The sequence below is a fragment of the Janthinobacterium tructae genome (assembly GCF_006517255.1).
Taxonomy (GTDB): domain Bacteria; phylum Pseudomonadota; class Gammaproteobacteria; order Burkholderiales; family Burkholderiaceae_D; genus Janthinobacterium; species Janthinobacterium tructae.
In genome coordinates this window covers 6,124,001-6,139,179 of record NZ_CP041185.1, presented here as the reverse complement: position 1 = coordinate 6,139,179, position 15,179 = coordinate 6,124,001, and the positions used below count along the sequence as shown (strand labels likewise).

The following is a 15,179-nucleotide window of genomic DNA, read 5'->3' as shown; positions in this document are numbered from 1 at the left end:
TTTTGTTTGTTGAATCAGTACAATCATTGCGCCACTCCTCCGTCTACCGGCGCGGCAGCCAGCACATTAATGCCGCCGTTGACGACAAAGATGCGCGTAAAGCCAGGCGTGCCGCTACCTCCCTGCGCTGGCGTGGCGTGCACCGCATCAGTTACCGGCACCAGCGCCAGTCCGCCGATCAGGTTGACGCCGCTATCAGGCTTACTGCCGTCGCCGGGCACGGCATATGCCGCGACACCCGCTACGGCTAGTGCCCCGGCGTTTTCCGCCGTGCCCGCCGCCACATCATTGGTGCCAGTGGTGACTTGGCGCCGCGCCAGGCGAATCGCATTTTCCAGTCCTGGATCAGCGGCGATGCTCAAGGCGCCGTTGTGCGCCGTCACCACATAGTTGCCGTTGGCCAGAGCCGAGGCGTCGATCGTGTAGCTGCCCACGTTTTCACCGGCAGCACGGCGCAGCACGCCACCCAGGCTGTCGCCAGCGACCAGGCTGCCCTGCGTCACCTGGTACGTCAGGCCAGGATCGACGTTGCCGTAGACCTTGCTCTTCGCATCGGCCGTTACCGTGATCGGGCGCGCATCGATGCTCAAGGCGCCGTTGTGCGCCGTCACCACATAGTTGCCATTGGCCAGAGCCGAGGCGTCGATCGTGTAGCTGCCCACGTTTTCACCGGCCACGCGGCGCAAGGCGCCGGACAGGCTGTCGCCAGCGACCAGGCTGCCCTGCGTCACCTGGTACGTCAGGCCAGGATCGACGTTGCCGTAGACCTTGCTTTTCGCATCAGCCGTTACCGTGATCGGGCGCGCATCGATGCTCAAGGCGCCGTCATGCGCCGTCACCACATAGTTGCCATTGGCCAGGGCCGAGGCGTCGATCGTGTAGCTGCCCACGTTTTCACCAGCAGCACGGCGCAGCACGCCACCCAAGCTGTCGCCAGCGACCAGGCTGCCCTGCGTCACCTGGTACGTCAGGCCAGGATCGACGTTGCCGTAGACCTTGCTTTTCGCATCGGCCGTTACCGTGATCGGGCGCGCATCGATGCTCAAGGCGCCGTTGTGCGCCGTCACCACATAGTTGCCGTTGGCCAAGGCCGAGGCGTCGATCGTGTAGCTGCCCACGTTTTCACCGGCAGCACGGCGCAGCACGCCGTTCAGGCTGTCGCCAGCGACCAGGCTGCCCTGCGTCACCTGGTACGTCAGGCCAGGATCGACGTTGCCGTAGACCTTGCTCTTCGCATCGGCCGTTACCGTGATCGGGCGCGCATCGATGCTCAAGGCGCCGTTGTGCGCCGTCACCACATAGTTGCCGTTGGCCAGGGCCGAGGCGTCGATCGTGTAGCTGCCCACGTTTTCACCGGCCGCGCGGCGCAGCACGCCACCCAGGCTGTCGCCAGCGACCAGGCTGCCCTGCGTCACCTGGTACGTCAGGCCAGGATCGACATTGCCGTAGACCTTGCTTTTCGCATCGGCCGTTACCGTGATCGGGCGCGCATCGATGCTCAAGGCGCCGTTGTGCGCCGTCACCACATAGTTGCCGTTGGCCAGGGCCGAGGCGTCGATCGTGTAGCTGCCCACGTTTTCACCGGCAGCACGGCGCAGCACGCCGCCCAGGCTGTCGCCAGCGACCAGGCTGCCCTGCGTGACCTGGTACGTCAGGCCAGGATCGACGTTGCCGTAGACCTTGCTTTTCGCATCGGCCGTTACCGTGATCGGGCGCGCATCGATGCTCAAGGCGCCGTTGTGCGCCGTCACCACATAGTTGCCATTGGCCAGGGCCGAGGCGTCGATCGTGTAGCTACCCACGTTTTCACCGGCCGCGCGGCGCAGCACGCCACCCAGGCTGTCGCCAGCCACCAGGCTGCCCTGCGTCACCTGATACGTCAGGCCAGGATCGACATTGCCGTAGACCTTGCTTTTCGCATCGGCCGTTACCGTGATCGGGCGCGCGGCGATGCTCAAGGCGCCGTTGTGCGCCGTCACCACATAGTTGCCGTTGGCCAGGGCCGAGGCGTCGATCGTGTAGCTGCCCACGTTTTCACCGGCAGCACGGCGCAGCACGCCACCCAGGCTGTCGCCAGCGACCAGGCTGCCCTGCGTCACCTGGTACGTCAGGCCAGGATCGACATTGCCGTAGACCTTGCTTTTCGCATCGGCCGTTACCGTGATCGGGCGCGCATCGATGCTCAAGGCGCCGTTGTGCGCCGTCACCACATAGTTGCCGTTGGCCAGGGCCGAGGCGTCGATCGTGTAGCTGCCCACGTTTTCACCAGCAGCACGGCGCAGCACGCCACCCAGGCTGTCGCCAGCGACCAGGCTGCCCTGCGTCACCTGGTACGTCAGGCCAGGATCGACGTTGCCGTAGACCTTGCTTTTCGCATCGGCCGTTACCGTGATCGGGCGCGCATCGATGCTCAAGGCGCCGTTGTGCGCCGTCACCACATAGTTGCCGTTGGCCAGGGCCGAGGCGTCGATCGTGTAGCTGCCCACGTTTTCACCGGCAGCACGGCGCAAGACGCCGGACAGGCTGTCGCCAGCGACCAGGCTGCCCTGCGTGACCTGGTACGTCAGGCCAGGATCGACATTGCCGTAGACCTTGCTCTTCGCATCGGCCGTTACCGTGATCGGGCGCGCATCGATGCTCAAGGCGCCGTTGTGGGCCGTCACCACATAGTTGCCATTGGCCAGGGCCGAGGCGTCGATCGTGTAGCTGCCCACGTTTTCACCGGCCGCGCGGCGCAGCACGCCACCCAGGCTGTCGCCAGCGACCAGGCTGCCCTGCGTCACCTGGTACGTCAGGCCAGGATCGACATTGCCGTAGACCTTGCTTTTCGCATCGGCCGTTACCGTGATCGGGCGCGCGGCGATGCTCAAGGCGCCGTTGTACGCCGTCACCACATAGTTGCCATTGGCCAGAGCCGAGGCGTCGATCGTGTAGCTGCCCACGTTTTCACCGGCCGCGCGGCGCAGCACGCCACCCAGGCTGTCGCCAGCGACCAGGCTGCCCTGCGTCACCTGGTACGTCAGGCCAGGATCGACATTGCCGTAGACCTTGCTTTTCGCATCGGCCGTTACCGTGATCGGGCGCGCGGCGATGCTCAAGGCGCCGTTGTACGCCGTCACCACATAGTTGCCATTGGCCAGAGCCGAGGCGTCGATCGTGTAGCTGCCCACGTTTTCACCGGCAGCACGGCGCAGCACGCCACCCAGGCTGTCGCCAGCGACCAGGCTGCCCTGCGTGACCTGGTACGTCAGGCCAGGATCGACGTTGCCGTAGACCTTGCTTTTCGCATCGGCCGTTACCGTGATCGGGCGCGCATCGATGCTCAAGGCGCCGTTGTGCGCCGTCACCACATAGTTGCCGTTGGCCAGGGCCGAGGCGTCGATCGTGTAGCTGCCCACGTTTTCACCGGCAGCACGGCGCAAGACGCCGGACAGGCTGTCGCCAGCCACCAGGCTGCCCTGCGTCACCTGATACGTCAGGCCAGGATCGACGTTGCCGTAGACCTTGCTTTTCGCATCGGCCGTTACCGTGATCGGGCGCGCATCGATGCTCAAGGCGCCGTTGTGCGCCGTCACCACATAGTTGCCGTTGGCCAGGGCCGAGGCGTCGATCGTGTAGCTGCCCACGTTTTCACCGGCCACGCGGCGCAAGGCGCCGGACAGGCTGTCGCCTTCCACCAGCGCACCTTTCGTCACCTGGTAAGTCAGGTTCGGATCGACATTGCCGTACACCTTGCTCTTCGCGTCGGCGGCCACCATGATGGGACGCGGGTCGATGCTGGCGCTGACGCCGCTGGCGTTCAGCACATAATTGCTGTTGGACAGGCTCAAGGTGCTGGAATCGAAACTGCTGTAGCGGCCGGCATTGCGGCTGCCAACAGTGGCCGAACCGGCAACCGTGGGCGCGCTGTCGCCATTGACCAAGCCAGACAGGACGAAGCCCGAATTGAAGGTGCTGCTGCCATCGTAGGTTTTCGTCACGGCCACGTTCAGCGGGCGGGGCGTCACCGTCCAGTAGACAGGGCCGCCCGGCGTCAGGGTATAGCCCGTCTTGCCCAGCACCAAGCCAGTGTTGTAGCTGATCGTGTAGACGCCAGCCGAAGACGTAGCCGTCGGCGCGCCCAGCCAGGAAACCGTGCCGCTCGCGCCGGCATCGCTAATCAGCGTGCCGCCGCTCAGCGCATCGTACAGCGCATAGTTAAAGACGGGCAAGTCGCCATACACGCTGCTGCCTGGCGTCAAGCGGACATACACAGGTTTGGAAGCGTTGCCGGCGGCATTGTCGACGGAAACGATGGCGTCCTTCAATTGCGCCACAGGCGCCGCCGCATAGTAAACGGACAGACCGCCGGACTGGCCCGGCGCCAGGTCGGCTGCGCGCAGGAACATGGCGTAGCTGCCGTCCGTCGGGCCGGAAGCGACGGATGCGCCACGCGGGTTCTGGTTGACGGCATTGGAAAAGAAGCAGCAATTGCTGTGCACGGTATCCACGCCAGCCGTCGTGGAATAGAACAGCACGGCCGAGCCGCTGGTAATGCTATTGGTTTCCGTCACCATGATGGCATTCGACGCGGTATTGCTATCGGTCAACTGGGCAAACGCACCCGAAACGATGTTGCCCTTGATCTTGAAATTGCGATCCGAATTGCCGATAAAATCATCGCCCGTGCCCAGCCACATGCGGACATTCGTCAGCGGCGCATTGCTCAAATTGGTCAGCCGGCTGTCCATGTTGACGAAGGCATCACCCGCCTTCAAGATATAGGTGTGCGCGATGCTGGCTGACTGATTCAGGCTGCTGAAATTGAGCGTCCCCGTCGTCACGATCGTCCCCAGGCCTTCCCGGTAGCCGGCGATGTTCAGCGTACGGTTGCTCAGCGCCGAGGAATAACTGCCGCCCGTAGGCATGCCGGGGAAATCGTCGTCCATGCCAGGGAAGCCGCCGTTAAAACGGTCGGTGGTCAGGACCTGTCCATTGTTGTTCCAGGCGCTGCCGCCATTGCCGCCAGCGGCCACGGCAAAGTCGAAGGGCCGGCCAAGGGTCAGCTGGAACCAGCCGTTGCGGCCCGGGCTAGTGTTATCGAAATAAAATGGCGTCTTTAGCAGGCCGTCGCTGGTAAAGGAGTCTTCCTGGCCAGAGCCAAAGCGTACCTTGCCGTTATCCAGCACCAGATTCTTCACTGCGCCAGCACTGCCCTTTTGCCAGGTAAAGGCACTGGCGGCAGGAATGTTGACGGCCACGCCGGCCGCCACCTGATAGCCGCTGCCCGCGCCATCGGCCGTCGCCTGGCCATACTGGTAAGCCAGCGACGCAGTGCCCGTGGCGTTCAGGTTCGCATTGATATTGATGTTGCGCTCGGCAGTAAGCGTGAGTTTGTTGGCCGACCAGTTGACGGCGTCATTCACATAGATATCGCCTAGGCCGCCCGTCGTGCCCATGCTGGTCGTCATGATGGAGAAATTATTGCTGGCCAGGGCATTGGACACATCGGCCCCCGTCATGTTGCCGCCACTGGCAGCGACAGTGAAGTCGTTCGGATCGATCAGCCAGGTGCCCGTCTTGCCGCGCGGTGCAGCCGTAGTGACACGCACGGCGCCGATGTCGACTTGGTTCGCGCTGGTTTCAATGAAGCCGCCGTCGCCGCCTTGCGGCGCACTGGCGTCGAGCACGCCGGCGACATGGAGGTTGCCCTTCTTCATATCGCCCAGCAACACAATCTGGCCTTTTTCACCGGTGGCCAGGGTATGCGCTTCGATCACGCCCGTATTATTGATGACACTCGCCGCCAGTTCGCCCGCCGCCTTGGCCGTCAGGTAGACCTGGCCGCCATCGGCCCGGATGGCGCCGCCGTTGTCGATCAGGGTATCGAGTGCGCCTTGCGTCACCTGCAGCTTGACGGGACCACCCAGGTCCAGCGTGACCTGGCTGCCAGCACCCATCAGCACGCTGCCGGCATGGGCAGCGATGGTGCCGCTGTTGCTGATCTTCGCGGACACCAGCGCGACATAGCCACCATCGGCAGCACGGATGGTGCCCTCATTGACGATGCTTCCGCCTCCATTGCCGCTGAAGACATGCTTGTTGCCAGCAAGGCTGGCAGTGTCGACATCGAGGGTCGAAGCGACAAGAGCACCCACATTGACCTGCGCGGTGCGGCCAAACAGGATGCCGTTCGGGTTGATCAGGTAGACCTGGCCGTTGGCATTAAGTCGCCCGAGTATCTGCGAACCATTGCTGTCGAGAATGCGGTTGACGGCGAGCGCGCTGGCCGACGGTTGCACGAAGTTGACGGTTTCCTTGCTGCCCACATTAAAGCTGGCCCAGTTCAGCGCAGCTTGCTGGCTCGTCTGCTGAATCGTCGTTGTCGCGCCGGACTGGGTGATGCTCGCCGAGCCGGCCACTACCTGGCCTCCCGTGGGCCCGGCACAGGCGGGGCCTCCCAGCGCCAACGCCGCCATGGCGGCCGCGGCCGCGGCCAACTTGCGGCGTCCGCCCTTGCCGCGCCCGCGCGACGTCTCGGCAACGGCAACCCAGGCGTTCAGAACATGACTCCAGACGAGTCGATAAATGTGATTCAATGATCCGTGACGATGCATGCAGTCTATCCTTGTTGATATTTTGTATACGGAGTACCCACGCGCCGACCCACCCGCGCCCCTGGCGGCGGGTGAGTCGGTGGAAATGGCGATATCGGCCATGCATGCGCCATGCGCACAGACAGCCTCTCCCTCGCTTTCAACCCTATTGCCTTTCACCACACAAATGTGGCCAAAAGCTACAGAAATTTCTTTAGGGAAAATATAACAACGATTCCAGATTTATAAGTGAGCAAATCTGAGCGATTCCCGACTGATTCAGTCGGGAATCGCGATGTATCCAGGCGGGTGTATGCAGCGAAAAACTGACGATGCCATCCATGCCGGCACTGTTCTGCCTGACCTTGCCGCAGCACAGTTCCACATTGCGCCGGTTCAAACGCGGGCTCATCAGCATCATGTGGACAAACGCGCCCAAGGTGGCAGCACCGCCATACTGCGCAGAAAACTGATCAGGACGAAAATCAGCAGGAAGGCGCGTGCCGGACGCTGTCCGCACAGTGTGAACCATGTGGCCAGCACGATGAGCAGGACGACCAGCGGCAGCGGTGACGCCGACAACGCCACAGGTAAAGCGGGGAAACAGCGCGGGCAATTCCAGTCAGACCTTCACGCCGCGAAAACGATCGGGTATCCTTGCCCCATGTTGAACCTTATTCTGCTTGAAGATGAAGCCGTCCTGCGGCAAGAACTGACCGAATTTCTTGGCGATTGCGGCTATCGCGTCAGTGCAGTCGCCAACCTGGCTGACTTTCGAGCCTGTTACGCTCCCACGCAGCACCATATTGCCGTCATCGACCTGGGCTTGCCCGATGGCGACGGCATGGAACTGGTCCGCGCGCTGCGGGCCGAGGGCCGGCAACTAGGCATTGTCGTCTTTACTGCGCGCAGCGCGATGCAACACAAGGTAAGCGGCTTGATCGACGGCGCCGATTACTATCTGCCGAAAAATACCGACCTCGATGAGCTGGCTGCCACCCTGAGCAGCCTGCGCCGCCGCCTGGGCGAACCGGTGACCGTGCCCACGTGGATACTCGAACTGGGGCCGCGCCGCCTGTTGCCGCCCGGTTGCTGCGCCATCGCGCTGTCGCAGCAAGACTTGACCGTGCTGCAGGTACTGATGGCAGAGCCCGAGCGCATCGTCAGCCGCCAGCAAATCGTCGAGTCGCTGGGCGAGGATTTCCTCGACTACGATCAGCGCCGCCTCGACACGCAGATCCGCCGCCTGCGCCGCAAGACCGAGCAAGCCACCGGGCTGTCCCTGCCCATCAATACGGCGCGCAACGCCGGTTACCGCTTCTTCGCCAACGCGGCAGTACGGCCCTGAACCCGCGCTCGCTAAGTAAACAATTGCGGCACGGCCGCCGCCATCAAGGAAAGGCCGATCAAGGTCAGCACGGCAAACGCGATGCGGCGCATGCCGCGCTGGGCGATCGGTGGCGGATAGCGCTTGCCTGCCATGGTGGCCAGCACGCCGACAGGCAGGGCCAGCATGCACAAAAGTAACACTTTCGCATCGAGCTGACCCTGGCTGCCCGCCATCAGCGAACGTCCGCCCGCGCTGATGGCGAACAGGAAGATCAGGCTGTAGCGGATGGTCTTTAAACTCATTTCCTGGCGGTAGAACTGGTACACAAGCGGTGGTCCGGCCAGCGAAAACAGGCCCGAAAACAGGCCGCCGCATACGCCGCTGATGAAAAAGCTGCGTTTATCGGCCGCGCCCGGTCCAGGCGGCGCCTGCAGCAGGATGCTGACGCCGCCATACACGATGGCCGCGCCCAGCAGCAGCTTCAGCAAGGGCGCATACGCCTGGTCCAGGTATCCCAATAGCAAGACGCCGGCCGCCATGGCCGGCAGCAAGCCGATGCTGGCCGCGCGGATAGCGCGCCAATCCAGATGATGCAAGGCGCCCGGCAAGGCCACCAGGCAATTGGCCAGCGACAACAAACTGACGAGGGCCGCCAGCGCGGGCACGGGCGCCAGGCCCAGTCCGCTGGCCACGCCCATGACGATCATGCCCAGGCCAAAGCCCGTGACGGTCTGGAAATACGTACCGGCCGCCACCACGCCCAGCAGCGCCAGCACGGGCAGGCTGAACAACTCAGCGCCCACCCTGGGCCTGCACGGACGTGACCGCAATCACGTTATACACATCGTCGGCGCAGCAACCGCGCGACAAATCGTTGGCCGGCTTGTTCAAGCCTTGCAGCAAGGGGCCGATGGCGACGGCGCCGCCCATGCGCTCGGCCAGCTTGTAGCCGATATTGCCCGCATCCAGGTTCGGGAACACCAGCACGTTCGCGCGGCCGTTGACGACGGAATCCTTGACTTTTCTCTGCGAAATCTCGGCCACGATGGCCGCATCGAGCTGCACGTCGCCATCGATGGCCAGCAGCGGACGCTGGGCCTTGACCCGGTCCGTGGCCGCGTGCACCTTGTCGACGGCCGCGTGGTGGGCGCTGCCGCTGGTGGAAAACGACAGCATGGCCACGCGCGGCTCTTCCATCAGCAACGCTTGCGCGCTGTCGGCGGCGGCCATGGCGATGTCGGCCAGCTCTTCCGCCTTCGGGTCGACCACCAGGGCGCAGTCGGAAAAGATGAAACCGCCCTTCAGGCTGTGGAACGGTTCGCACAGCATCATCAGGAAAAAGCTGGACACGAGCTTGAAGGCGGGATCGACGCCGATGATCTGGATGGCACTGCGCACCACGTCGGCCGTCGTGTGCACGGCCCCCGCCACGCAGCCGTCGGCGTCGCCCAGGCGCACCATCAGGTTGGCGTAGCACAGCGGCTCTTGCACGGCGATACGCGCCTGCTCCACCGTCATGCCCTTGGCCTGGCGCAGCACAAACAATTGCTGGGCATAGTGCTCCGACTCCTCGGAAGTGGCCGGGTCGACCAGGCGCACGGCATCGAGGTCCAGCGCGTGTTCGCGCGCCAGGGCCAGGATGGCGGCCGGCTTGCCGACGAGGGTGATATGCGCCAGGCCTTCGCTTGCCGCCCGCGCGGCCGCCTGCAATACGCGCGCATCGTCGCCCTCGCACAAGACGATGTTTTTCGGCACGGCGCGGGCTTGGGCTATGATGCGGTGCAGGGCTTTCATGGCGACTCCAATTCGGTAAAAAAAGTGCCGGAACCATGGCAGCATGCAAATGATTCCGGCACATAAAACCCGGCGCGATTGCCGGGGTCATACAAGGATCGGTCAGGGTGGTGTCGGATTACGCCGGGCTTGCGCCCGGCTAATCCGACCTCTACACAGTGGCGTAGGTTGGGTAGGTTGGGTAGGTTGGATTAGCCCGCCAGGGCGTAATCCAACAACACCCGCCACATCAGACGTAGTCTTTATATTTATCCAGATGCCGCACCGGCTTGCTCAGCGCATCGCGGCGGAACGGGTCGCCCAGTTCGCGCGTGCACATGATTTCGATGATGGTCGTCTTGCCTTCATTCATCTGCATGGCTATGGCCTTCTTCAAGGCTGGCCCCACGTCTTCCAGCTTGTCGACCGTGATGCCTTCGGCGCCCATGGCGCGTGCAATTTCCGCGAAGCTCTGGTTGTCGAGTTCACCGGCGACGAAGCGGCGGTTGTAGAAATCCACCTGGTTTTTCTTTTCCGCGCCCCACTGGCGGTTGTGGAACACCACCGCCGTCACCGGGATGTTGTGGCGCACGCAGGTCATCGTTTCCATCAGGCTCATGCCCCAGGCGCCGTCACCCGCATACGACACGGCCGGACGGTGCGGTGCGGCCACCTTGGCGCCGATGATGGTCGGGAACGCGTAGCCGCAGTTGCCAAAGCTCATCGCCGCAAAGAAGCTGCGCGGCTTTTCAAAGCGCAGATAGCTGTTGGCCACCGAGTTGATGTTGCCGATGTCGGTCGACACCATCACGTCTTCCGGCATGGCTTTTTCCAGCTCGCGCAAGACCTGGCGCGGGTGCAAGTAATTGCCCGGCTCTTTCTTTTGCTCTTCGATCATGTCCAGGCTGTACGCATCCTTCTCGTGCGTCCAGTTGTCCAGTTCGTTTTCCCACGCGGCTTTTTCCGCTTGCACGGTGGCATAGCGCGCGTCGCGCGTGGCGTCGCAATCGAGCGTCTTGCCATCCAGGCGCGAGAGGATCGCCTTGGCGGCCGCCTTGGCGTCGCCGCAGATGCCCACCGAAATCTTTTTCACCAGGCCCAGCATCTTGTTGTCCGCATCGATCTGGATGATCTTGGCGTTTTTCGGCCAGTAATCCATGCCGTGCTGCGGCAAGGTGCCGAACGGTCCCAGACGCGAACCGAGGGCCACGACGACGTCGGCCTGGGCGATCAGTTTCATCGCCGCTTTCGAGCCTTGATAGCCGAGCGGACCGCACCACAGCGGATGGCTGGCGGGAAACGAGTCGTTGTGCAAATAGCTGTTCACCACTGGCGCACCGAGGCGCTCGGCCAGCGCCTTGCATTCCTCGATCGCTTCGCCCATGACCACGCCGCCGCCGGAGATGATGACGGGGAACTTGGCCTTGGCCAGCAGTTCGGCCGCCTCATTGAGGCTGTGTTCTCCGCCGGCGCCACGGTCCAGGCGGTTCGGTTTGGGGATTTCTGCCTTGATTTCGCCATAGAAATAGTCGCGCGGGATGTTCAGTTGCGTCGGGCCCATTTCCGACATGGCGCGGTCAAAGCAGCGACCCGTAAATTCCGCCATGCGGGCCGGATTGGTCACATGACCCTGGTATTTCGTGAATTCCTCGAACATCGGCAGCTGGTTCGCTTCCTGGAAGCCGCCCAGGCCCATGCTCATCGTGCCGGTCTCAGGGGTAATGATCACGACGGGGGTGTGCGCCCAGTAGGCCGCGGCAATCGCGGTCACGCAATTGCTGATGCCGGGGCCGTTCTGGCCGATGACCACGCCGTGGCGGCCCGAGACACGGGCATAGCCGTCGGCCATGTGGCCGGCGCCCTGCTCGTGCACGACAGGGATCAGGCGGATGCCGGCCGGGGCAAAGATGTCCATCGGGTCCATGAAGGCCGAGCCCATGATGCCGAACATGTCGGTCACGCCATTGGCGGCCAGGGTTTCCACGAACGCTTCGGAAGGCGTCATTTTTTGCGGGCCGGTGGGGGTGGCCACTGCGGCGGCGGCTTTTTGGTCGGACAAATCGGTCATGGCTCAGTCTCCTTACGGTTTTATGAAAAATCGGTATATTTTGTTCCGATATTTGAAATACGTGTTCAATTTAACGGTTGCGAAATGCGCTGTCAATGAAAATTCATGAAAAATCGGACTGTTTCATTCCTGAATCCGGAATCCGTGCATGTGCACCACTGCTGAAACAACAATGGCGGACTATCCGCAACAGACAGCCCGCCATCGATACCTCGTGCGCTGCGCCTTAGAATTTCAGGCGCATGCCCGCCGTGAAGGCGCTGGAGTTATGCCCAGGCAAGGGCACGCTGCCGCCGCTGGAAGCGTCGCCAACGAAGTTGGTGCCCGCGCCATCGTTGTTGATGCGCCCGTACGAGGTGTACAGATTGGTGCGCTTGGACAAGGCATACGTGTAGCCAATGGCCAGCTGGCGCCCGCCGCGGCGCGCATTCGTGCGGTCATCCTTCTTGATGTACGACGCCATCACGCTGCCCGCTGCGCTGACCGGCGCGGACACGCCCAGCATGTAGTTGCGGAAATCCGTGCCCGCATCGTCCTTGTCCGTCTCATATGCGGCGTGCAGCTTGGCGGGGCCGAAGTCGTACGTGCCGCCCAGCAAAGTCACCTTGGCTGTGTTCAGCTCGCTATCCTTGCGCTTGTCGTGCGCCAGGGTCAGCACCAGCGGGCCGTTGGCATAGTCGATGGAAAAGTCGACGGTGCGGCCCAGGCTGGCGCTGTCCGGCTTTTCACCGAGGCCAACCATGATGGCAGCCGACAAGCCCTTCACCTTCGGCGTTTCGTACATGATGGCGTTTTTCGTGCGCAGGCTGGCCACGCTCATCAGGTTGAGCGAGGCGCCCGTCAGACCCGTCTCGAACGGGTCGATATTGTCCAGCGCAGTGAACAGCGGGTTGTGTTGCAAGCCCAGGTTGACGGCGCCGAAGTCGCCGGACAGGCCCACATAGGCCTTGCGGCCAAACAGCGCGCCCTGGCGGTTGGCGCCCGTATCGAGGTCAAGGCCATTTTCCAGCAAGAAGTTGACCTTCAGATTGTTGCCCAGGTCTTCCGTGCCCTTGAAGCCGATGCGGCTGCCCGACTGCACGCCGGTGGCCAGCTTGGTGACGGAACCGTCCGCGCCGCCGTGTTCGGACGTCAGGCCCGCGTCCAGCAAGCCGTACACGGTGACGGACGATTGGGCGCTGGCGTTGCCGGCAAGGAAGGAGGCCAGGATGGCTGCCGCTACGAGTGTGTGTTTCATGTCATCTCCAGGTATTGTGGTTTTTATAAACGCTTGAAACGAAAATCAACTACGGTGCTACAAATCTGGCTCAGGCGATCAGCCCGGCCATCGGCGATGAGGGCGCAGCACTCATGACGCCTGCTCTCCGGGGCATGCGTCCGGCCAGGTAAGCCTCGCGTCCGCCCTGCACTGCCAATTTCATGGCGCGCGCCATGCGGATCGGCTCGCGCGCCGCTGCGATAGCGGTATTCATCAGGATGCCGTCACAGCCGAGTTCCATGGCGATGGCCGCGTCCGACGCCGTGCCCACACCCGCGTCGACCAGCACGGGCACGCTGGCCTGCTCGATGATCAGGGAGAGATTCCACGGATTCAGAATGCCCATGCCCGAGCCGATCAGGGACGCCAGCGGCATGACGGCGATGCAGCCGAGGTCTTCCAGCATGCGCGCCTGGATGGGGTCGTCACTGCAATACACCATCACCTGGAAACCGTCGCGCACCAGCTCCCCGGCCGCTTTTAACGTTTCCGGCATGTTCGGAAACAGGGTCTTTTCATCGCCAAGCACTTCCAGCTTGCACAGCGGGTGCCCGCCCAGCAGTTCGCGCGCCAGTTGCAAGGTGTAGACGGCGTCGCGCGCGTTGTAGCAGCCGCCCGTGTTGGGCAAAATCGTGTATTTCGACGGTGGAATGAAGTCGAGCAGGTTGGGCTCGCCCTTCTCCTGGCCGATGTTGACCCTGCGGATCGTGACCGTGACGATCTCGGCGCCGCTCTCTTCAATGGCGCGGCGCGTTTCCTCGAAATCCTTGTATTTGCCCGTGCCTACCAGCAGGCGCGACTGATAGGTGGTGCCGGCCAGGGTCAGGCCGGTCGGTGGTTGGCTGGGGGTGGCGTCGTCTCTCATCGTGGTGCTCTCCTAAGTTGAACCAAAGCGGCCTCATGCCGCGGGGCTTCGCCGCAAAACGCAAAATCGACGTCGGGCCGCCGTCCCGATACGAGGTCGGCGATCGCCCTGCCCGCGCCGCAGCCCATGGTCCAGCCCAGGGTGCCGTGGCCCGTGTTGAGGAACAGCTGGCGGTAGCGCGTGGCGCCGATATACGGCACGTTCGACGGTGTCAGGGGGCGCAAGCCGGCCCAGTAGACGGGGGCGCTGTAATCGCAGGCGTGGGGAAACAGCGCTTGCACGCGGCGCGTGATGGCGGCGCAGCGCACGGGATTGAGTTCGCGCGTGTAGCCGTTCAGCTCGCACGTACCGGCCACGCGCAGGCGCGATCCCAGACGCGAAAACACCAATTTGTGGCCATCGTCCGTCAGCGATACGGACGGCGCGCTGACGGGGTCGATGATCGGATACGTGGCGGAATAACCCTTGCCTGGATACAGCATCAAGCGGATGCCCAGCGGCTGCAGCAGCGGTGCGGAAAAACTGCCCATGGCCACCACCACGGCATCCGCGTGCTCGATGCGGTGGCGGCCCTGCGCGTCGATGCATTCCACGCCCGTGATGCGCTCGCCATCGGCCAGCAAGCGCGTCACCGTCGTGCTGAACTGAAAATCCACGCCGGCCTTGGCGGCGCGCGCGGCCAGGGCCGTGGTAAACAGATGCACGTCGCCCGATTCGTCGCTGGCCGTAAAATCGCCGCCGACGATGCGGCTGCGCGCGTGGCGCAGGGCCGGTTCCAGCCGGATCACTTCATCGGCGCTGACGGTATTGCGCGGGCAGCCCAGTTCGCGCAACAGCGCGGCACCCGCTTGCGATTTATCGAACTCCTGCTGCTCCGTATAGAAATGCAGGATGCCCCGCTCCAGGTGGTCGTAGGCTATGCCCGTCTCGCGCCGCAGCGCCTGCAAACTCTGCCGGCTGTACTCGGCAAGGGCGACGATCTGGCGCATATTGCGCGACACCCTGGCCGGCAGGCATTCACGCAGGTAGTGCAAGGCCCACTGCCATTGCAGCGGGTCAAGGCGGGGACGGAACAGCAGCGGCGCGTCGTCCTTGCCCAGCCACGTGAGCACCTTGCGCAGGGTGGCGGGATTGGCCCACGGTTCCGCGTGTGAGACGGAAATCTGCCCGCCGTTGGCAAAACTGGTTTCCTGCGCGGCGCCCGCCTGGCGTTCCAGCACGCGCACGTCGTGGCCCGCCTGGCGCAAATACCAGGCCGATGCCGTGCCGACCACGCCGGCGCCGAGGACAAGGATCTTCATGGCGGGCCC

The 15,179-nt window shown here is 63.4% G+C and carries 9 protein-coding genes; 1 reads left to right on the top strand and 8 read right to left on the bottom strand.

Features of this window, described 5'->3' with window-relative positions:
- Positions 1–23: 23 nt before the first annotated feature.
- Together FJQ89_RS27185 and FJQ89_RS27180 are read right to left on the bottom strand one after the other, a co-directional pair.
- Entirely contained in the window at positions 24–6,596 is a 6,573-nt protein-coding gene (locus FJQ89_RS27185) for an MBG domain-containing protein (protein WP_168208535.1), read from the bottom strand.
- A 193-nt stretch (positions 6,597–6,789) separates the two neighbouring features.
- The gene (locus FJQ89_RS27180; protein ID WP_141172440.1) at positions 6,790–7,191 is read right to left on the bottom strand and encodes a hypothetical protein; all 402 of its coding nucleotides are present in this window, start codon (positions 7,189–7,191) and stop codon (positions 6,790–6,792) included.
- A 48-nt stretch (positions 7,192–7,239) separates the two neighbouring features.
- On the opposite strand from FJQ89_RS27180, the gene FJQ89_RS27175 reads away from it, so the two are divergent.
- The gene (locus FJQ89_RS27175) at positions 7,240–7,923 is read left to right on the top strand and encodes a response regulator transcription factor (protein ID WP_141172439.1); all 684 of its coding nucleotides are present in this window, start codon (positions 7,240–7,242) and stop codon (positions 7,921–7,923) included.
- A gap of 11 nt (positions 7,924–7,934) precedes the next feature.
- Here FJQ89_RS27175 and FJQ89_RS27170 read toward each other — a convergent pair whose 3' ends face one another.
- From FJQ89_RS27170 to FJQ89_RS27145, 6 genes are all read right to left on the bottom strand, one after another.
- Positions 7,935–8,696 carry a sulfite exporter TauE/SafE family protein gene (locus FJQ89_RS27170; RefSeq protein ID WP_243136305.1) on the bottom strand — a complete coding sequence of 254 codons (762 nt, stop codon included), beginning with the start codon at positions 8,694–8,696 and terminating at the stop codon, positions 7,935–7,937.
- 1 nt (position 8,697) lies between these two features.
- Positions 8,698–9,699 (bottom strand): phosphate acetyltransferase, encoded by a 1,002-nt coding sequence (pta, locus tag FJQ89_RS27165; protein ID WP_141172437.1) that lies wholly within the window; start codon positions 9,697–9,699, stop codon positions 8,698–8,700.
- Between the two features lie 229 nt (positions 9,700–9,928).
- Complete coding sequence (gene xsc, locus FJQ89_RS27160; protein ID WP_141172436.1) at positions 9,929–11,746, bottom strand: sulfoacetaldehyde acetyltransferase; 1,818 nt, start codon at positions 11,744–11,746, stop codon at positions 9,929–9,931.
- 226 nt (positions 11,747–11,972) lie between these two features.
- Positions 11,973–12,983, bottom strand: a complete 1,011-nt coding sequence (locus FJQ89_RS27155; protein ID WP_141172435.1) for a porin — start codon at positions 12,981–12,983, stop codon at positions 11,973–11,975.
- Between the two features lie 70 nt (positions 12,984–13,053).
- The gene (locus tag FJQ89_RS27150; protein ID WP_141172434.1) at positions 13,054–13,869 is read right to left on the bottom strand and encodes a thiazole synthase; all 816 of its coding nucleotides are present in this window, start codon (positions 13,867–13,869) and stop codon (positions 13,054–13,056) included.
- Positions 13,866–15,170, bottom strand: coding sequence for a D-amino acid dehydrogenase (locus FJQ89_RS27145; RefSeq protein WP_141172433.1), 1,305 nt, complete (start codon positions 15,168–15,170; stop codon positions 13,866–13,868). Before FJQ89_RS27145 ends, FJQ89_RS27150 begins: the two co-directional genes overlap by 4 nt.
- Between the last annotated feature and the right edge of the window lie 9 nt (positions 15,171–15,179).

What these genes read in the sequence shown, in the direction of transcription:
- FJQ89_RS27185 (WP_168208535.1), bottom strand. Translation starts at nt 6,596, where the DNA reads ATGCATCGTCACGGATCATTGAATCACATTTATCGACTCGTCTGGAGT.
- FJQ89_RS27175 (WP_141172439.1), top strand. Translation starts at nt 7,240, where the DNA reads ATGTTGAACCTTATTCTGCTTGAAGATGAAGCCGTCCTGCGGCAAGAA.
- pta (WP_141172437.1), bottom strand. Translation starts at nt 9,699, where the DNA reads ATGAAAGCCCTGCACCGCATCATAGCCCAAGCCCGCGCCGTGCCGAAA.
- xsc (WP_141172436.1), bottom strand. Translation starts at nt 11,746, where the DNA reads ATGACCGATTTGTCCGACCAAAAAGCCGCCGCCGCAGTGGCCACCCCC.
- FJQ89_RS27155 (WP_141172435.1), bottom strand. Translation starts at nt 12,983, where the DNA reads ATGAAACACACACTCGTAGCGGCAGCCATCCTGGCCTCCTTCCTTGCC.
- FJQ89_RS27150 (WP_141172434.1), bottom strand. Translation starts at nt 13,869, where the DNA reads ATGAGAGACGACGCCACCCCCAGCCAACCACCGACCGGCCTGACCCTG.
- FJQ89_RS27145 (WP_141172433.1), bottom strand. Translation starts at nt 15,170, where the DNA reads ATGAAGATCCTTGTCCTCGGCGCCGGCGTGGTCGGCACGGCATCGGCC.